The organism is Pseudomonas sp. GM33 (genome assembly GCF_000282295.1).
In the GTDB taxonomy this organism is placed as follows: Bacteria; Pseudomonadota; Gammaproteobacteria; order Pseudomonadales; family Pseudomonadaceae; genus Aquipseudomonas; species Aquipseudomonas laurylsulfatiphila.
Genome location: NZ_AKJO01000137.1, coordinates 19,972 through 39,570 on the forward strand (window position 1 = coordinate 19,972; position 19,599 = coordinate 39,570).

The 19,599-nt window shown below is 61.4% G+C and carries 15 protein-coding genes; 11 read left to right on the top strand and 4 right to left on the bottom strand.

The window, feature by feature from the left end:
* Positions 1–115: 115 nt before the first annotated feature.
* The 6 genes from PMI26_RS06635 (at position 116) to PMI26_RS06610 (ending at position 10,100) form a co-directional block, all read left to right on the top strand.
* Complete coding sequence (locus PMI26_RS06635) at positions 116–1,453, top strand: lysine N(6)-hydroxylase/L-ornithine N(5)-oxygenase family protein (RefSeq protein ID WP_007977964.1); 1,338 nt, start codon at positions 116–118, stop codon at positions 1,451–1,453.
* 570 nt (positions 1,454–2,023) lie between these two features.
* Positions 2,024–4,738: a magnesium-translocating P-type ATPase gene (gene mgtA / locus PMI26_RS06630; protein WP_007977966.1), complete on the top strand. Its 2,715-nt coding sequence runs from the start codon at positions 2,024–2,026 to the stop codon at positions 4,736–4,738.
* A 140-nt stretch (positions 4,739–4,878) separates the two neighbouring features.
* Positions 4,879–5,595, top strand: a complete 717-nt coding sequence (locus tag PMI26_RS06625) for an MgtC/SapB family protein (protein ID WP_033048172.1) — start codon at positions 4,879–4,881, stop codon at positions 5,593–5,595.
* Positions 5,596–5,722: 127 nt separating this feature from the next.
* Positions 5,723–6,124, top strand: coding sequence for a hypothetical protein (locus PMI26_RS06620; RefSeq protein ID WP_007977970.1), 402 nt, complete (start codon positions 5,723–5,725; stop codon positions 6,122–6,124).
* A 109-nt stretch (positions 6,125–6,233) separates the two neighbouring features.
* Positions 6,234–6,860 carry a response regulator transcription factor gene (locus PMI26_RS06615; RefSeq protein WP_007977973.1) on the top strand — a complete coding sequence of 209 codons (627 nt, stop codon included), beginning with the start codon at positions 6,234–6,236 and terminating at the stop codon, positions 6,858–6,860.
* A complete protein-coding gene (locus tag PMI26_RS06610; RefSeq protein WP_033048173.1) occupies positions 6,861–10,100 on the top strand; it encodes a transporter substrate-binding domain-containing protein in 3,240 nt (1,079 codons plus the stop codon).
* Between the two features lie 3 nt (positions 10,101–10,103).
* On the opposite strand, the gene dkgB is transcribed toward PMI26_RS06610, so the two are convergent.
* Both dkgB and PMI26_RS06600 read right to left on the bottom strand, forming a co-directional pair.
* Positions 10,104–10,907 (bottom strand): 2,5-didehydrogluconate reductase DkgB, encoded by an 804-nt coding sequence (dkgB, locus tag PMI26_RS06605; protein WP_007977977.1) that lies wholly within the window; start codon positions 10,905–10,907, stop codon positions 10,104–10,106.
* Between the two features lie 267 nt (positions 10,908–11,174).
* Positions 11,175–12,083, bottom strand: a complete 909-nt coding sequence (locus PMI26_RS06600) for a LysR family transcriptional regulator (RefSeq protein ID WP_007977979.1) — start codon at positions 12,081–12,083, stop codon at positions 11,175–11,177.
* 103 nt (positions 12,084–12,186) lie between these two features.
* Here PMI26_RS06600 and PMI26_RS06595 point away from each other — a divergent pair, with 103 nt between their 5' ends.
* The 5 genes from PMI26_RS06595 (at position 12,187) to PMI26_RS06575 (ending at position 16,845) form a co-directional block, all read left to right on the top strand.
* Positions 12,187–13,053 (top strand): pirin family protein, encoded by an 867-nt coding sequence (locus PMI26_RS06595; protein WP_007977980.1) that lies wholly within the window; start codon positions 12,187–12,189, stop codon positions 13,051–13,053.
* A gap of 93 nt (positions 13,054–13,146) precedes the next feature.
* Complete coding sequence (locus PMI26_RS06590) at positions 13,147–13,830, top strand: isochorismatase family protein (protein WP_007977982.1); 684 nt, start codon at positions 13,147–13,149, stop codon at positions 13,828–13,830.
* Between the two features lie 56 nt (positions 13,831–13,886).
* Positions 13,887–14,513: an isochorismate family cysteine hydrolase YcaC gene (gene ycaC / locus PMI26_RS06585; RefSeq protein ID WP_007977984.1), complete on the top strand. Its 627-nt coding sequence runs from the start codon at positions 13,887–13,889 to the stop codon at positions 14,511–14,513.
* Positions 14,514–14,726: 213 nt separating this feature from the next.
* A complete protein-coding gene (locus tag PMI26_RS06580; RefSeq protein ID WP_007977985.1) occupies positions 14,727–16,169 on the top strand; it encodes a mechanosensitive ion channel domain-containing protein in 1,443 nt (480 codons plus the stop codon).
* A gap of 235 nt (positions 16,170–16,404) precedes the next feature.
* Positions 16,405–16,845 (top strand): carboxymuconolactone decarboxylase family protein, encoded by a 441-nt coding sequence (locus tag PMI26_RS06575; RefSeq protein ID WP_007977987.1) that lies wholly within the window; start codon positions 16,405–16,407, stop codon positions 16,843–16,845.
* 22 nt (positions 16,846–16,867) lie between these two features.
* Here the strand turns inward: PMI26_RS06575 and PMI26_RS06570 are convergent, their stop codons facing one another.
* Positions 16,868–18,460 (bottom strand): DHA2 family efflux MFS transporter permease subunit, encoded by a 1,593-nt coding sequence (locus PMI26_RS06570; RefSeq protein ID WP_007977989.1) that lies wholly within the window; start codon positions 18,458–18,460, stop codon positions 16,868–16,870.
* The gene (locus tag PMI26_RS06565; RefSeq protein WP_007977991.1) at positions 18,457–19,578 is read right to left on the bottom strand and encodes an HlyD family secretion protein; all 1,122 of its coding nucleotides are present in this window, start codon (positions 19,576–19,578) and stop codon (positions 18,457–18,459) included. The genes PMI26_RS06570 and PMI26_RS06565 overlap by 4 nt, the downstream gene beginning before the upstream one ends.
* Positions 19,579–19,599 lie beyond the last annotated feature (21 nt).

The window sequence follows — 19,599 nt, forward strand, 5'->3', positions numbered from 1 at the left end:
AGTTCCATTGTCCTCGTTCCTACTCAACAGACGACCTGTTGTGCGGCCCAAGGCCTGTCAGGTCACTTAGGTTCAATGCCCCGCTGTTGCGGGGAACATCCAGAGGACACTGGAAATGACACAGGCAATTGCATCGCCCCTCGTTCACGACCTGATCGGCGTCGGTTTCGGCCCGTCGAACCTGGCACTGGCCATTGCGCTGCAAGAGCGCGGGGCGAGCCAGGGCAACCTGGATGTGCTGTTTCTCGACAAGCAGGCCGACTACCGCTGGCACGGCAACACCCTGGTAACCCAGAGCGAGTTGCAGATTTCCTTCCTCAAGGACCTGGTAACCCTGCGCAACCCGACCAGCCCTTATTCATTCGTCAATTACCTCAAGGCCCACGGGCGCCTGGTGGACTTCATCAACCTGGGCACCTTCTATCCGTGCCGCATGGAGTACAACGACTACCTGCGCTGGGTTGCCGGGCAGTTCACGGCACAAAGCCGCTACGGCGAAGAAGTGCTGACCATCGAGCCGGTGCTGCACAACCATCAGGTCGAGGCATTGCGGGTGATTTCCCGTGATACGAGCGGCCATCAACAGGTACACACCACCCGTTCGGTGGTGGTCAGCGCCGGTGGCACGCCGCGTATTCCCGAAGTGTTCAAGGCGCTCAAGGATGACGGCCGGGTGTTCCACCATTCCCAGTACCTGGCGCAGATGGCCAGGCAGCCGTGCGTGAACAACCAGCCGATGAGCATTGCGATCATCGGTGGCGGGCAGAGCGCCGCCGAGGCCTTCATCGATTTGAACGACAGCTTCCCGTCGGTGCAGGTGGACATGATCCTGCGCGGCTCGGCACTCAAGCCGGCCGACGACAGCCCCTTCGTCAACGAAGTGTTCTCGCCGGAGTTCACCGACCTGGTGTTCCAGCAGCCCGACAGCGAGCGCGAGCGCCTGGTCAACGAGTACCACAACACCAACTACTCGGTGGTGGACATCGATCTGATCGAGCGTATCTACGGCATCTTCTACCGGCAGAAGGTCTCGGGGATCGCCCGCCATGCGTTCCATACTCTGACCACGATCGAAAAGGCCACCGCCAACGAACGCGGCGTCGAACTGGTGCTGCGCAACAACGCCACCGGTGAAGTCTCGGTGCGTCACTACGACGCCGTGGTCCTGGCCACCGGTTACGAGCGGCAGATGCACCGCAAGCTGCTGGCGCCGCTGGAGGAGTACCTCGGTGACTTTGAAGTCGACCGCAACTACAAACTGATCACCGACGAGCGCTGCAAGGCCGGCCTCTATATGCAGGGCTTCTGCCAGGCCAGCCACGGGCTGAGCGACACCTTGCTGTCGATCCTGCCGATCCGTGCCGACGAGATTGCCGGTTCGTTGTATGAGCATGGCAAGCATCGCGGGCATGGGCGCTCGGTGGTGGATCTGTTGTTGGCGACCGCGAGCTAAGTTTTTCGGCGCCTGACAGGCCGCCTTCGCGAGCAAGCCCGCTCCCACATTTTGCCCTGTGTTCGCAGATCAATTGTGGGAGCGGGCTTGCTCGCAAAGGGGCCGGAAATAACACCGCAAATATTGATTCCTGAACCCTTCCTGAAGAACCCCGCGTTTCCCCCTGCAAGACTTTGTAACGGGTTTACTCTCCAAACATCGGGGCGTAAGCTTCGCGCGTTTTCATCCATTACGGAGACCCACAGTGGGTACTTGTTCGAGTGACAGTTGTCGGCCGGTCTCGGTAACCGGCATTTTCTCGGCAAGATAACGCGCAGTCTCCTGTGCCGTTGTCTCGCCGACAAGCGAGCAGCGGCATCCTGATCATGGCCAGTCCCGGCCGTGTCCCGACGTCCCTCTCATCGACACTGAACAGTGCGTGGTTTCGACTTTTTGTCGTGGCCGCCGCTCTATCGACACGCCTGTCATTCGTGACCGGCGCGCCAGGCCTTGCCTTGCCGGTTGTTCCGGCGGCATAGGCGTGGACCTGCCTGCTCGACGGTTTCCCGGCTGACCAAAGGGGCACCAGCCATGAAACTTACCCTCAAGGAATTCTTCGCAGGCTTCCTGCGTAACCGCCACATCGCCCGGCACTTCCGTCGCCTGGCGTTGCTGGAAACCTTCACCGACACCACGGTCAGCCGTGAAGTCCCGCCCACCCTGGCGCAAACCCTGGTAACCGCTGCCGGCAGCGACACCGGCCAGTTGCTCAACACACTCGGCTCCCACACCGATGGCTTGAGCGAACCTGAAGCCGATGCCCTGCGCGAGCAATTCGGCCTCAACGAAGTCGAGCACGAACAACCGCTGCCCTGGTGGACGCACCTGTGGCACTGCTACAAGAATCCGTTCAACCTGCTGCTGACACTGTTGGCGGTCATCTCCTGGCTGACCGAAGACATGAAAGCCGCCATCGTGATTTTCTCCATGGTAGTGCTCTCGACCTTGCTGCGTTTCTGGCAGGAAACCAAATCCAACCAGGCTGCCGATGCCCTCAAGGCCATGGTCAGCAACACGGCCACCGTGATGCGCCGGGACCTTGAGGAGCGCCGCGCGCAGCGCATCGAACTGCCGATCAAACAACTGGTGCCGGGTGACCTGATCGTGCTGTCTGCCGGGGACATGATTCCCGCCGATTGCCGGGTGCTCAGCGCCAAGGACCTGTTCGTCAGCCAGGCGGCCATGACCGGCGAATCGATGCCGGTGGAAAAATTTTCCCGGCAGCAGGACCGTGACACGCTCAACCCGCTGGATCTGGACAACATCCTGTTCATGGGCACCAACGTGGTGTCCGGAACGGCCATGGCGGTGATCCTCACCACTGGCAACAGCACCTATTTCGGTGCGCTGGCCCAGCGGGTCGGTGCGACGGATCGCGCGCCGACTTCGTTCCAGACCGGCGTCAACAAAGTCAGCTGGCTGTTGATCCGCTTCATGTTCGTGATGGCGCCGCTGGTGTTGTTCATCAACGGTTTCACCAAGGGCGACTGGACCGAAGCGCTGCTGTTCGCGCTGTCGATTGCCGTGGGTCTGACCCCGGAAATGCTGCCGATGATCGTCACCTCGACCCTGGCCAAGGGCGCGGTGTTCCTGTCGCGCAAGAAAGTCATCGTCAAACGCCTTGATGCGATCCAGAACTTCGGCGCCATGGACGTGCTGTGCACCGACAAGACCGGCACCCTGACCCAGGACAAGATCTTCCTGGCGCGCAACGTCGACGTCTGGGGCAACGACTCGGATGACGTGCTGGAAATGGCCTACCTCAACAGCTACTACCAGACCGGCCTGAAGAACCTGCTGGATGTGGCGGTGCTCGAACACGTCGAAATCCACCGTGAACTGAAAGTCGGCACGGCGTTTCGCAAGGTTGATGAGATCCCGTTCGACTTCACTCGCCGGCGCATGTCGGTGGTGGTCGCCGAGCGCGATCAACCGCACCTGCTGATCTGCAAGGGGGCGGTGGAAGAGGTGCTGGCGGTGTGCTCGCGGGTGCGTCACGGCGACGTCGATGAAGCCTTGAGCAAAGAACTGCTGGCGCGCATCCGTCAGGTCACGGCCACCTTCAACGCCGAGGGCTTGCGGGTGGTGGCGGTTGCCGCGCGGCCGATGATCGAAGGCCGCGACACCTACAGCCTGGCCGATGAACAGGCCCTGACGCTGATCGGTTATGTGGCCTTTCTCGATCCGCCGAAAGAAAGCACCGCGCCGGCCCTCAAGGCGCTGGCGGCTCACGGCGTGGCGGTGAAAGTGCTGACCGGCGACAACGAGCTGGTGACGGCGAAGATCTGCCGCGAAGTCGGCCTGGAGCAGCAGGGCCTGCTGATGGGCAACGACATCGAGCGCATGAGCGACACCGAGCTGGCGAAAGCGGTGGAAACCACCAATGTCTTCGCCAAACTGACGCCGTCGCACAAGGAGCGCATCGTCCGACTGCTCAAGGGCAACGGCCATGTGGTCGGTTTCATGGGGGACGGCATCAACGACGCCCCAGCCCTGCGCACTGCCGACATTGGTATTTCCGTGGACAGCGCCGTGGACATCGCCAAGGAGGCGGCCGACATCATCCTGCTGGAAAAGAGCCTGATGGTGCTGGAGGAGGGCGTGCTGGAGGGACGCCGCACCTTCGCCAACATGCTCAAGTACATCAAGATGACCGCCAGTTCGAACTTCGGCAACGTGTTCTCGGTGCTGGTGGCCAGTGCGTTCATCCCCTTCCTGCCGATGCTGCCGATGCACCTGCTGGTGCAGAACCTGCTCTATGACATTTCGCAGATTGCCATTCCGTTCGATAACGTCGACGACGAGATGCTCAAGCAACCGCAGCGCTGGCAGCCGGCGGATGTCGGGCGCTTCATGCTGTTTTTCGGGCCGATCAGCTCGATCTTCGACATCACCACGTTCGCCTTGATGTGGTACGTGTTCGATGCCAATACCCCGGATCACCAGACCCTGTTCCAGTCCGGCTGGTTCGTGGTCGGGCTGCTGACCCAGACCCTGATCGTGCACATGATCCGCACGCCGAAGCTCCCGTTTCTGCAAAGCCGCGCGGCCATGCCGTTGCTGGTGATGACCGGGCTGATCATGGCCGTGGGGATTTTCCTGCCGATGGGCCCGCTGGCGCACTACTTCAAGCTGCAGGCATTGCCGTCGCTGTACTTCGTGTTCCTGCCGGTGATCCTGCTGGCGTACATGGCGCTGACCCAGGCGGTGAAGGGGTTCTACATTCGGCGGTTTGGCTGGCAGTAATGCTGCCAGATGTAGGAGCGAGCCTGCTCGCGATGGTCGTTAACGATAACGCGTGTTTACTGGCTAAACGCGGCGCTCTTGAGAGCATCGCGAGCAAGCTCGCTCCTACAGGGGATCGTGTTTTTTTCAAGGGATTCATCATGCAAGCACTTAACAACCTCAACCTGACCTCTCTGCTCGACACTCTGGTCAGCCTCAGCGCGGCCTTCGTCCTCGGTGGCCTGATCGGTTTCGAGCGCCAGTACCGGCAGCGCACCGCCGGCCTGCGCACCAACGTGCTGGTGGCGGTGGGCGCGGCGATTTTCGTCGACATGGCCAACCGGCTCGCCGGTGCCGAAGGCGCCGTGCGGGTCGTAGCCTACGTGGTTTCCGGCATCGGTTTTCTCGGTGCCGGGGTGATCATGCGCGAAGAGGGCAATGTGCGCGGCCTCAATACGGCCGCCACCCTCTGGACCTCGGCGGCGGTCGGTGCCTGCGCCGGTGCCGACCTGCTGGCCGAGGCCTTGCTCGGCACGCTGTTCGTGCTCGCGGCCAACACCTTGCTGCGGCCGATCGTCAACAGCATCAACCGTCAGCCGCTGGACGTGATTTCGGCGGAAGTCACCAACATCGTCTATGTCATCGCCCGGCGTACGCAGCAGAAAACCGTGCTGGCCTTGCTCGAAGCCGAACTGGAGCGCAGCAACTACCCGGCCAGCGATGTCGATGTGCATGCCTTCGGCACGGAAGAAATTGAAATCGAAGCCACCCTGGCGACCACCTCGGTCGACGGGGATGAACTGGATGCGCTGGTGGCACGGATTTCGACCTCGACCCTTGTGGTGCAGGCGTTCTGGAGTCCGAGTACTACGGAATGAAGACCAAGGTTTCCCTGGCAAGCGTCAGACTAACCGGCAATTCTTTAGGAATATTCCTACATAAACCTAGGGCGGTGTTCCGTAGGCTTTGCGACCTCTTGAAACCGACATCCTTTTGGAGGTCACCTTGCCGGATAAATCCTTGCGCATCCTGATCGCCGATGCGCAGCACTTCAACTGCCTGCGGATCGAGCGGCTGTTCAACCAGCTCGGCTACTTTCGGGTGGCGCCGGTGCACAGCCTCGACGAGCTCCTGCCACTGGTGGAGTACGCTGGCGAGCCTCTGGATCTGGTGCTCGTCAATGGGGCGATGGCCAGCGAAGGGCTGGATCTGTTCAGTTTCCTGGCCGACAACCCGCAGGTTCATCACGGGTTTATCTTCAATGAACAGCTGGCGCCGCTGCCGCCCGTCGCGGGCAAGGTCCAGGTCAGCCAGGTCGCTCTGCCTGACCTGGCGTCGATTAAGCAGTTGATGAGCGCGATTGATTGTAGGTTACCGTTCGTCGGAACTGTCATTTCTGTCAGGTAGTTCTTTCCAGCCTTCCATGCAAAAGTCTATGCGCAGCGTTGTGCCCAGCTGCTGCGATGCCTGGAGGGCATTTTTTTGCCCGATCGTGTTGTTTTGCACGGGAGTTGTCATGAAGTCAGCACTGATTGTGGAAGATCATCCGGTGGTTCGCTCCATGATCAAACTCGTACTCAAGGGCGAAGGATTCAAGCAGATTTACGAGGCCTCCCGTGGCGACGAGGTCCTGTCGTTGATCCGGGAGCATCAACCGGATGTCGTGCTGCTTGATCTGGGCCTTCCCGGTGTGGCGGGGCTTGAGGTGATGGATCGCATCAAGGCCGAAAACACCCGATGTCGCGTGGTGGTGTTCACCTCGCTGGAGGCGCAGTTTTATCAGGATCGCTGCATGCGTGCCGGGGCTGTGGCCTATGTGTCCAAGAGCAAGGACCTGGATGACTTGAAGGCGGCGGTGAATTCGGTAATCGCCGGCTACACCTATTTCGCCCAGATCCCTTCGAGTTCCGTGGCGATGGGGGAGTTGCAACGCAGTGAAAAGCAGTTGATCGACAAGCTCTCCAATCGTGAACTGACCATTTTGCAGTACCTGGCCCGGGGTTCGAAAAACCTGGAAATCGCCGAGATCATGCACCTGAGCTACAAGACCGTCAGTACCTACAAGACCCGACTCACCCTCAAGCTCAACATGAGCTCGTCGGTGCACTTGAGGGATTTCGCCCTGCGCAATCATCTGATCTGAATGAACCTTCTCCGATGGCTGGCGGGTTGGGTGCTGACGGGCCTTCTTCTTTGGTCATCGAGTGTCTGTGCGCAACAGTCATTGACCTTGTTGGGACGCTCGAGTGCCGAAGGCCTGAGCGCCGGGTTGTCGGACACCGAGTTGCGCTGGCTGCAGCAAAAGGGCCGATTGGTGCTGGCGGTCTCGGCGCCGGACTATCCCCCCTTCGAGTTCAATACGGCGGGCAAGGTGTTCGAAGGCCTGACAGCCGATTACGCCGGGTTGCTCGAACAGTTGTTGAACGTCGTCGTAGAGGTGCACTGTTATCCGTCGCGAGCCGACGCGGTGCAGGCCATCAAGGAGGGGCGGGCGGACTTGCTGGGAACGGCCAATCGATTTGAGGCGGAAGATCCGCAGCTACAGATGTCCAGCGCTTACGCAGTCGATCAGCCGGTGCTGGTCACGCGTACCGATTTCCCTCCGGTGCTCGACCCGACCCTGGCCGGCAAGCGGTTGGTGATGCTGTATCACTACTTGCCCGAATACAGCGTGCAACAGTTCTATTCCAGGGCGCAGGTCCAGCTGTTTCCCTCGACGCTGGCGGCGATGGGGGCCGTGGCTTTCGGCCAGGCCGATGTCTACCTGGGCGATGCGATCAATGCCCACTATCTGATCAGCAAGAACTACCTGAACAACGTGCAACTGACCGACTTCTCGCCCATGGAGTCCGGGCGTTTTGCCTTTGCGATGGCCCGCGACAACGATTCGCTGTTGCACATCGTCAACAAGGCGCTGGCGGCCATCACCACCAATGAACAAATGAACATCCTGCGTCGTTGGGGGGCAAACGGGGTGTCTATCCCCGGCACCCAGTCATTGCAATTGAGCGTGGCCGAACAGCTCTGGCTCGAACGCCACCCGCGCGTGAGGGTCGCGATCAACGAAAATATCCCGCCCATTTCATTTATCGACAGCGAAGGCAAGTTTCGCGGCATCGGTGTCGATCTGCTGGCGAAAATCAGTGTGCGCACCGGGCTGCAATTTGACATCCGCGGCATGAAGTCGGTGGCCGAGATGATGACCGGCATCAGAAATGGACAGATCGATGTGCTGGCCGGTATCGGCCTCAGCTCCCAGCGTGAAGATGAACTGCTGTTCACCCGGGCGTTTCTGAGCAGCCCTTCGGTACTGGTGACTCGCGTAGCCGCGGACAGTCCCAGGACGCTGGATGACATGGCGGGAAGGACGCTGGCGCTGACTCAGGGCAACATTGCCGGTGAGTACCTTCGCAAGCATTACCCGCAGATCCAGATGGTGGATGCGCCGCTGTCGACGGATGCCATGGAAATGGTCGCCCAGGGCAAGGCCCACGGCGGCATCAACTCCTTGATCAGCGCCCGTTACCTGATTTCCCGGCAGTATCGCGATCGCCTGCAAGTGACCAGCACCGTGGGCACCGACCCCGCCCGCAGCACCCTGGCGACCAGTCGCGAGGCCACTGAGCTGCATTCGATCCTGGACAAAGCGCTGCTCAGCATTCCGCCCGAAGAAATCGACGAGCTGACTCAACCCTGGCGTTATGACTCGATGGTCGAGCAGAGTTACTGGCTGCGACACCGGCAGGCGATCGTGCAGGCGTTTGCGCTGGCGGGGGTCTTGCTGTTGCTCGCATTGGCCGGGATCGTCTGGCAACGCCGGCAGATTCGCCAGCGTCAGCAATTGCTCGGGCAATTGCAGGAAGCCAAGGACGCGGCGGACGACGCCAACCGGGCCAAGACCACGTTCCTGGCCACCATGAGCCATGAAATCCGCACGCCGATGAACGCTTTGATCGGCATGCTCGAGCTGGCGCTGAAGCGGGCCGATGAAGGGGTGACCGACCGCGCCGCCATCGAGGTGGCGTCCAACGCCGGGCAGCAGTTGCTGGATTTGATCGGCGACATTCTGGATGTCGCCCGGATCGAATCGGGGCATTTGTCGCTGGCGCCGGAGCGGGTCAACCTGCATGCGCTGGTGGCGTCGGTCTGCCGGGTGTTCGAAGGGTTGGCGATTCAGAAGAATCTGCAATGGCGGGTCGAGCTCGCCGAACACAGTGACCGCGATGTGATGCTCGATCCCGTGCGCTTCAAACAAGTGCTGTCCAATCTGCTGAGCAACGCGATCAAGTTCACCCGTGAAGGCCAGGTGAGCCTGACACTGCGAGTGCGGCCGCAAGCTCCGGCGCATCTCGCCGTCAGCGTACGGATCGAAGACAGCGGCATCGGCATCAGCGCTTTCGACCAGCAACGCCTGTTCAGCCCGTTCGTGCAGGCCGATAACAATCAGCAGACTGCCCGGCAAGGGTCCGGCCTGGGTCTGGTGATCAGTCGCACCCTGTGCGAAATGATGGGCGGGCAGTTGCATCTCGACAGTGAGCTTGGGCGCGGCACTCGGGTGGACATCAGCCTGGTGCTGCCCGCCCTGCCAGCGTTGCCCGCGGGGGAGATGGCCCAGGACTCGGCACGGCTCACGACCCGGGCGTTGTCGATCCTGGTGGTCGACGATTACCCGGCCAATCGCCTGCTGCTCTCGCGGCAGCTGAGCTATCTGGGCCACAGTGTGGTGCTGGCGGAGAACGGGGCGCAGGGGCTTGAACAGTGGCGCGGACAGGGTTTCGGACAGGGTTTCGAACTGGTCATTACCGACTGCAACATGCCGGTGCTCAGCGGTTACGAATTGGCCGGCGCGATACGTGAGCAAGAGCGGCTGCAGGGGCTGTCGCCGACGCTGATCCTGGGCTTTACCGCCAATGCGCAGGCCGAGGAAAAAGCCCGGTGTCAGGCGGCGGGCATGGACGATTGCCTGTTCAAACCCATTCGCCTGGTGGATTTGCAGGCGTGGCTGGCCCAGCGGTTTTCCAGCGCTCCCCCGGCGGCAAATGACGATCCAGGTTTGGCCGAGTTCGACTTGAGCGGGCTGGAGCGCTATGCGGAATCGGATCGTGAGCTGATCGATCAACTGCTGCACGATCTGGCGTTGACCAACCGCGAGGACCGCATGCATTTACTGGCCTTGCACACCAGCGGCAATCGCCCGGGTTTGCAGACGCTGGCACACCGGATCAAGGGCGGGGCGCTGATGGTGCGAGCGCTTGCCCTGGTCGAGTGTTGCGAACAACTGGAGCGGGCGTGCAATGACGGCCGCGCGGCACTGATCGACGCCGCTGTCGACCAGTTGCAGCAAGCCATGGCCCGCCTGGACCAGCGTCTCGAGCAGGACTGAGGATCAATCCCAATCCGGTGCGATGCCTTTGGGGCTGGTCAAACGGTGGCCGCGGTCCAGTGTTGCGATCAAGGCCATGTCGGCCTCGCTCAAGGTCAGTTCGCGAGCCTTCAGGTTGCTTTCCAGGTTTGTCCGGCGAGTGGACGACGGGATCACCGAGTAACCCGATTGCATGGCCCACGCCAGGGTGACCTGAGCCGGCGTCGCTTGCAGGCGTTCGGCGATCTGCTGGATGAGCGGGTCCTTGAGGACTTCACCGTACGCCAGGGTCATGTAGGACGTGATGCCAATGCCCTGGCTTTGCGCGAACGCGACGACCTTGCGGTTTTGCAGGTAGGGGTGCAGTTCGATCTGGTTCGCGGCGATGTGCTCGGCGCCGATGGCCGCAATCGCCTGTTTCATCAGGTCGAGGGTGAAGTTGGACACGCCGATCTGCCGCGTCAGGCCCATGCGTTTGGCCTCGAGCAGGGCGCCCATGAACGTTGCGACAGGCACTTGATCGTCCGGCGACGGCCAGTGGATCAGGGTCAGGTCCAGGTAATCGGTCTGCAGTTTGTCCAGGCTTTCCTTCAGGCTGTCGATCAGTCGATCACCGGCCAGGTTGGCGACCCAGATCTTGCTGGTGATGAACAGGTCCTTCCGGGCGATGCCGCTGGCGGCGATAGCCTCTCCGACCTCGGCTTCGTTCTCGTAGATTTGTGCGGTATCGATCACCCGGTAACCAAGCGCCAGGGCGGTGCTCACCGAATCGATGAGCACCTGGCCTTGCAAGCGAAACGTACCCAGGCCGAAAGCGGGAATGGACATTGATGACTCCAGAGGTTGCAGTGGGAATGGGCGGCAGTATCCGCGCCTGCATCCGTGAGAAAAACCGCTGGATTGGCAAAGCAATGTTTACCGCAAATCAAGAATCATCGGCAGTCTGGTGGGGTGATGGTGTCTGATCCGGCGCCTTCACGAGCAAGCCCGCTCCCACATTTGGAATACATTTCCCTGTGGGAGCGGGCTTGCTCGCGAAGGGGGCGACTCGGTTTCAGAATCTTTCCCCCCGCACTTCAAAGCTTGCCGCTGCCTTCAAGCAATATCACTGCGGCTGAATTCCTCCCCGAGAAAATCGATCAACGTGCGCACCGATGGCAGCAACCCTCGACGCGAGGGGAAGATCGCATGGATCACACCGCTCTTCGGTGCCCAGCCCGGCACCAGTTCCACCAGTTGCCCGGCAGCGATTTCATCGCGCACCACCACGCTGGGCAGGTGCACGATGCCGATCCCGGCGACCGCCGCATGGCGCAAGGCCAACAGGTCATCGGTGACCATGCGCGGGGCATGCCGGATCATCGCCGTGCTGCCATCGGCGCCGAACAGTTCCCACTGATATTCGCGCTGCGCCGCGCCCCAGTGCAGGCTTGGTAAGCCGCTGAGGTCGGCCGGGGAGGCCGGTGTCGACAGGCGCGATAAAAAGGCCGGGCTGCCGACCACGCTCTGGGTGCTATTGCCCAGCACCTTCATCACCATGTCGGTGTTTTCCAGCGGTGGAAAGCGTACCCGCAGCGCAATGTCGATGCCTTCGTGAATCAGGTCGACCCGGCGGTTGGTGCTCTCGATGAACACTTCCACCAACGGGTACTTGAGCATGTAGCGGGTCAGCATCGGCCCGACCCAGGTGTTAAGCAGCGCCGTCGGGCAACTGATACGCACTATGCCCTGAGGCTCGGAGCGGTTGCGTTCGATCAGTTCGGCGGCGCTTTCCGCCTCCACCCGCATGGCCAGGCAGCGCTGGTAATAGGCCTGGCCGATTTCCGTCAATGAGCAATGCCGGCTGGTGCGGTGCAGCAGGCGCACGCCGAGGCGTTCTTCAAGCTCGGCAATGCGTCGGCTGAGCTTCGACTTGGGCATGTCCAGTGCCCGGCCGGCCGCAGCGAAACCGTGATGCTCCACCACCTGGGTGAAGTAGTAGAGGGTGTTGAGGTCTTCCACCATCGTTCTCCAAATAGAACGCTAAAGCTGATTTTTGCAGTCTAGCGCAGCAAAGGTCACGGTTTTAAGCTTTGTCCATGGATTCACCCCCTCATCAGGAGACACCATGAAAAACATCATCGGTATCTACACCAGTCCACGGACCCATTGGGTTGGCGACGGTTTTCCGGTTCGCACGCTGTTTTCCTACGACAACCTGGGCAAACACATCAGCCCGTTCCTGTTGCTCGATCACGCCGGCCCCGCTGAATTCACCCCGACCACCGAGCGACGTGGCGTTGGTCAGCATCCTCATCGTGGTTTTGAAACCGTGACTATCGTTTACAAGGGCGAACTGGAGCATCGGGACTCCACCGGCAGCGGCGGCAAGATCGGCCCCGGCGATGTGCAATGGATGACCGCGGCCTCGGGGATCCTGCACGAAGAGTTTCACTCCGACGGTTTCGCCAAAAGCGGTGGCACCCTGGAGATGGTGCAACTGTGGGTCAACCTGCCGGCCAGGGACAAAATGGCCGATCCCGGCTACCAGACGATTCTCGATGCTGACATCCCGAGCATCGCCTTGAAAAACAACGCCGGCAGCCTGCGCCTGATCGCCGGTGAGTTCGACGGCCACAAGGGCGCGGCACGCACCTTTACCCCGGTCGACCTGTGGGACATTCGTTTGAATGCCGGCAAGTTGCTCACCCTTGACCTGCATGAAGGGCGCAACACCGCACTGGTGGTCTTGCGTGGCACGGTTCAGGTCAACGGTCTGGAATCGGTGCGCCAGGGGCAACTCGCCCTGTTCGATCGCAAGGGCGATCAGATGACCCTCGAAGCCAGCGAAGACGCGGTGGTGCTGTTGCTCAGCGGCGAGCCGATCGATGAGCCGATCGTCGGCCACGGGCCGTTCGTGATGAACACCGAGCAAGAAATCCACCAGGCCTTCGCCGACTTCCAGTCCGGCCGCTTCGGCCGGATGCACGCTTAATTCGCAGCGCTTCAACACCCGACTCTACACAGGATGAGTAGGCCGGTTTTCAGGCCAGGGATGGCTGTTGCCCAAAAGAAAGAGGAAACGCACATGAGTACTGTCTACGCGGCCAACTTCAACGGCCAGAAACCGACCATCGATCCCAATGACAGCGCGATGCTGTTGATCGATCACCAGAGCGGACTGTTCCAGATCGTCAAGGACATGGACGTGCCCCAACTGCGCGCCAACGCCATTGCCCTGGCCAAGGCCGCGACCTTGCTGAAAATGCCGGTGATTACCACTGCCTCGGTTCCGCAAGGACCGAACGGGCCGTTGATCCCGGAAATCCACGAGGCCGCACCCCATGCGCAGTACGTGGCGCGCAAAGGCGAAATCAATGCCTGGGACAACCCGGAGTTTCACGCAGCGGTCAAAGCCACCGGCAAGAAAACCCTGGTGATCGCCGGCACCCTGACCAGTGTGTGCCTGGCGTTCCCGTCCATCGCCGCCGTGCATGAAGGCTACAAGGTGTTTGCGGTGGTCGACGCCTCAGGCAACCACTCGAAACTGGCCACTGACCTGACCGTTGCCCGCCTGGCCCAGGCCGGGGTGGTGCCGATCGACATCATGGCGACGCTCTCCGAGCTGCAAGGCTCGTGGAACCGCCCCGATGCCGAACAGTGGGCCGCTGTCTACGCCCAGGCCATGCCGCATTATCAATTGCTGATAGAGAGCTACCTCAAGGCCCAGCAAGTGGCGAACGAACACGAGGCGCTGGATTCCCAGCGCTAACCGGCTGCCCCACGCCGATCTCCAATCGGCATCGATAACCTGCGAGGATTACTGCAATGACCACTTCCTACAAGCGTCTGGACAAGGACAACGCCGCCGTTCTGCTGGTGGATCATCAGACCGGCCTGCTGTCACTGGTCCGCGACATCGATCCTGATCGCTTCAAGAACAATGTGCTGGCGCTGGCCGACCTGGCCAAGTACTTCAAGCTGCCGACCATCCTCACCACCAGTTTCGAAACCGGCCCCAACGGCCCGCTGGTGCCGGAGCTCAAGGCACAGTTCCCCGACGCGCCGTACATCGCTCGCCCAGGCCAGATCAACGCCTGGGACAACGAGGACTTCGTCAAGGCAATCAAGGCCACCGGCAAGAAACAACTGATCATCGCCGGCGTAGTGACGGAAGTCTGCGTGGCGTTCCCGGCACTGTCGGCGCTGGCCGAAGGCTTTGATGTGTTCGTGGTTACCGACGCGTCCGGCACCTTCAACGAACTGACCCGCGAATCGGCATGGAGCCGCATGACCGCCCAGGGCGCGCAATTGATGACCTGGTTCGGCCTGGCCTGTGAACTGCACCGCGACTGGCGCAACGATATCGAAGGGTTGGGCACGCTGTTCTCCAACCATATTCCGGACTACCGCAACCTGATGACCAGCTACAGCACGCTGACCAACAGCAAATAACTTCGGCGTCACGCATCCCCCTGTGGGAGCGGGCTTGCTCGCGAAGGCGCTATGTCAATCAACATAAACGTTGCCTGACACACCGCCTTCGCGAGCAAGCCCGCTCCCACATTTGTTTTTGTGGCGATTGCGGAATCCCGCCAAATCAATTGCTCCTACACTAGTGCCAATCCATGCGATCTTCGCGTCATTGGCCCTGGATGGAGTTGCTTGATGCTGTCATTGCTCACTGAACACCCATTGATCTGCGCCATGGCGCTGATCCTGATTGATCTCGGGTTGTGGTACTTGCTCAGCGCCGCCGGCAGTGGCTGGCGGCTGCTGGTGCGCGTGGTGATTTTCTCGTTGTTCAGCCTCCTGTTGTTCAACGAAGGCCTGAACCCGATGGAGCCGCCGCCCTGGGCCGATAACGTGCCGCTGCACCTGGCCGCCACCGGCTTGCAGATCGGCTGGTGGTTGTTCGGCGCGCGGACCCTGACCGTACTGATCGGCGCGGTGATGATGCAGCGGGTGGGGCATACCGGACGCTTGCTCCAGGATTTGCTCGGCGCGGTGATTTTCCTGATCGCGGTGATAGCGGCCCTGGCCTATGTGCTGGAACTGCCGGTCAAGGGCGTGCTGGCCACCTCCGGTGCGTTGGCGATTGTCGTCGGCCTGGCGTTGCAAAGTACCCTCAGCGACGTGTTCTCCGGGATCGTCCTCAACACCACCAAGCCTTATCAACTGGATGACTACATCTCCATCGACGGCATGGAGGGCAAGGTGACCGACATCGACTGGCGCGCCACCCGCCTGCAGACCTCCCAGGGCTGCATGGCGGTGATTCCCAACTCCCTGGCGGCCAAGGCCAAGATCATCAATTTCAGCAGGCCGAACGACATGTTCGGTATCTCCGTATCCCTGGAAGTGAGCCCCCACGCGAGGCCGAACACGGTGATCGACGCGTTGGAGCGGGCCATGCAAGGTTGCCGCTTTCTGCTGGAAACACCCTCGCCGAGCGTCGGTCTCAAAAGTGCCAGCAACACCGGCGCGGTCTACGAAATCAACGGTTTTGTCGCGTCGATGGACGAGAAACGCTCAGTGCGCAACCAGCTGTACGACCTGGCCTACCGGCACTTGCAGGCCTCCGGGGTCAATTTGTTGTCGAGCGTGGAGCCCAGCCCGCCGATCAACTCGACACGCAAGCGGGCCTTGCTGGACAGCTCGCCGATTTTCTCCACCCTGCGTCAGGAAGAGAAAGACACGTTCAGCCAGAACATGACCCTGCAAACCTTTCGCGCCGGGGAAGTGATCCTGGAAGCGGAGGAGGTCAGCGATCACTTGTTCATTATCGAATCCGGGGTGATCTCGGTGACCTTGATGCGCCACGGAATGCCCTACGAATCCGGACGCATGGGGCCGGGGGAGGTGATCGGCGAGGCGGGTATTCTCACCGACAGCGCGCTGCCTGCGCAGTTTACCGCCAAGACATTCTGTGGCCTGTACCGCATCGAAAAGTCCTACCTCAAGCCGTGCCTGGATGCCCGTCACGACATCAACAGTGCAATGAAAGCCTTGCTCGATTACCGGCTGCAAAAAGCGAAAACCCTGACTCAGGAGCTGCCGGTGGCGGTGGAGAAAAAGGGCTTTCTGCGGTGGTTGCGCAATCGGGTTTGAGCTCGGTGGTGAATGGCCGCTGCGCGGATCGCGAGCAAGCTCGCTCCCACATTTGAGTGCATTTCCCTGTGGGAGCGAGCTTGCTCGCGATGACGGCAGTGAATTCACCAAAAGTGAAGAGTGAAACCCATCACACCCGCGCCAATGGCCTCCTCGACTTCTGGAATATTGGCTATTTGTGCAGACCAACCGAGGGACTAACGTAGCGACACACCCACTTGCCCTGGAGCACGTCATGCAACCCCGTATCGATTTCTACACTGCCAGCCCCGACGCCCTCAAGGCGATGATCACCCTGGAAACCGCAGTGTCGAAGCTGCCGCTGGAAAAAAACCTGATTGAACTGGTCAAGCTGCGCGCTTCGCAGATCAACGGCTGTGCCTTCTGCATCGACATGCACACCGCCGATGCGATCAAGGGTGGCGAAACCCCGCGTCGTCTGTTCGCCGTGACGGCCTGGCGCGAGGCGCCGTTTTTCACCGAGCGTGAACGCGCGGCGCTGCTGTGGACCGAATCCCTGACCCAGCTCAGCCTGACCCACGCCTCGGACGAAGACTACGAAGTGGTCAGCGCACAGTTCACGCCCAGGGAAATGGTCGACCTGAGCGTCGCCATCAGCACCATCAACAGCTGGAACCGCCTGGCGGTCGGCTTCCGTAAAACGCCTCAGGCCTGATGTTCAACAAACCGCCGATGCCTCAATGGGCATCGGCACTCGGCGCGGCCGGTGGTTGCACCTTGCGCATCAGGGGCACCATCGCCGTGGCGATGACGAAGCACACCCCGATCATCAGAAACGCGTCGCCATAGGTTTGTGTCTGGGCTTCGCGGTAGGTCAGCAACCATAGCTGATGCAGGCTGGCGGTGACCCCGGCGTCACCGCTCTGGCCAAGGGCGGCGAAGTTGTTGCCTACCTGGGACAGCCATTGGTTGAGGGCCTCGTTGGTGCTGTTGAGGTTTTCCGCCAGCCGGGTGAAATGCAGGTTGGTGCGGTCGTTGAGAATGGTCGCACAGGCGGCGATGCCGATGGCCCCGCCGAGGTTACGCATCAGGTTGAACAGCCCGGAGGCATGTTTGAGCCGCGCCGGTGCCAGGCCGCCGAGGGTCAGCGTCACCGCGGGCGGCACCGCCAGTTGCTGGGCAATCCCGCGCAAGGCTTGCGGCAACATCAGCTCCCTGGCCCCCCAGTCATGGGTGATCGGGCTGAAATCCCACATCGATAACGCGAACAGCCCGAGGCCGGTCATCATGATCCAGCGCAGGTCGACGCGGTTGGCCAGAAAGGCATACAGCGGAATCGCCATGATCTGGAACACCCCGGTGGAGAAAACCGCCAGACCAATGTCCAGCGCTCCGTAGCCACGCACCCGGCCGAGGAACAGCGGCGTCAGGTAAATGGTGGCGAACAGGCCGATGCCGGTGACGAACGAGAAGAAGCAGCCCAGGGCAAAGTTGCGATCCTTCAGGGCGCGCAGGTCGACAATCGGATTGGCCACGTGCAGGGTCCGGCCGATGAACGCCAGCCCGGCCAGGCCGCTGATCCATGCGGTGGTCAGTATCGTGCGGTCGCTGAACCAGTTCCAGCGCGGGCCTTCTTCGAGGGTGTATTCCAGGCAGCCGAGGAACAGCGCCAGAAACACCATGCTCAAGTAATCCGCGCCTTTGAGCAGCGACAGTTCGGGCTGGTCTATCTTGACCAGCATTGGCACGGCAACCGCGACGAAAATCCCCGGCACCAGGTTGATGTAGAACAGCCAGTGCCAGGACGAGATGTCGGTGATCCAGCCACCGATGACCGGCCCCAGTGTCGGCGCCAGGGACGCCACTGCGCCTATGGTCGCGGCGGCGATCACCCGTTGCTTGCCAGTGAAGAACACGAACGCCGTGGTGAACACCATCGGGATCATCGAACCGCCGAGAAAGCCTTGCAGGGCACGGAAGGCGATCATGCTCTGGATGTTCCAGGCCACGCCGCACAGCAGGCTGGTCAGGGTGAAGCCCACCGCCGATGCGCAGAACAGCCAGCGCGTGGAAAACACCCGGGACAACCAGCCCGACAGCGGAATCACGATAATCTCGGCGATCAGGTAACTGGTTTGCACCCACGCGGTTTCGTCGGTGCCGGCGGAGAGTCCGCCGCCGATGTCACGCAACGAGGCCGAGACAATCTGGATATCCAGCAGCGCAATGAACATGCCAATGCACATACTGGCAAAGGCGAAGACCTTGGTGGCCGTTGCCATGTCCGCGGCATTGAACGGTTGCGCCGGGGCGGCGAGGGCGCGGCTCATGGCGCGCTGGCTACGGCTGGCGCATCAGGCGCCTTGCGCGTGTCCACTTCAGCGGTCACCGACAACCCCGGACGCAGGTGGCCGAGCACACTGTCGGCCGGGTCGAGGTGAATCCGCACCGGTACCCGCTGCACGATCTTGGTGAAGTTGCCGGTGGCGTTTTCCGGTGGCAATACGCTGAATTGCGAACCGCTGGCGGGGGCGAGGCTGTCCAGGTGACCGTGGAACGCCTGCCCCGACAGCACGTCGGCCCGGATCACCACCCGTTGCCCCGGCACCATGTGCGCCAGTTGGTCTTCCTTGAAGTTGGCGTCGACCCACAGGCCGCTGGAAGGCACCACCGAGAGCAATTGCGCGCCGGCCTGGGCATAGGCGCCGACCCGTGCCCGACGGTTGCCGATCACGCCGTCAACCGGTGCCTTCAGTTCGGTGTAGCCGACATTCAATTGCGCCAGATCGCGCTCGGCCCTGGCCTGGATCAAGGCGGCCCGGGCCTGTTGTTTCTGGGTGTCGATCACATTCAACTGGCGCTGAGCGGCCAGCAATTCCGCCTGGGCGCGGTTGCTTTGCGCCTGGGCCGTCTTGAACGTGGCATTGGCCCGCTGGGCGCTTTCCACCGAGACGGCGTTGGTGGACACCAGTTTTTTGTAGCGGGCATCGTCATCCCGCGAACGGGTGGCTTCGGCACCGGCGGCGTCGATGCCGGCACGGGCCTGGCCGATGACGGCCCGTTGCAGTTCTTCGGTGGCGTCGAGGTTGGCCAGCAAGGCTTCCTGGGCGGCCACTGCGCCTTCGGCCTTGGCCAGGTTGGCGCGGTAGTCGCGCGAATCGAGACGGATCAGCACATCGCCGGCCTTGACCTTCTGGTTATCGGTCACCAGCACTTCATCGATATAACCCGCCACCTTTGGCCCGATCACCGTTACGTCACCGCCGATGTAGGCATCGTCGGTTTCTTCGATGAAACGCCCGGCCGTCCACCAATGCGCGCCATACACCCCGGCCAACACCAACGCTGCGATGCCCATTGTTGGCAGGAGCAGACGCTTGAGCAGGGGGCGTTTTGCCGGTTTCACCGGGGCGTCCAGGTCGGGTTCAACGGCGGACATGCTGGTCATGGAGGGATACCTGTCAGGCGG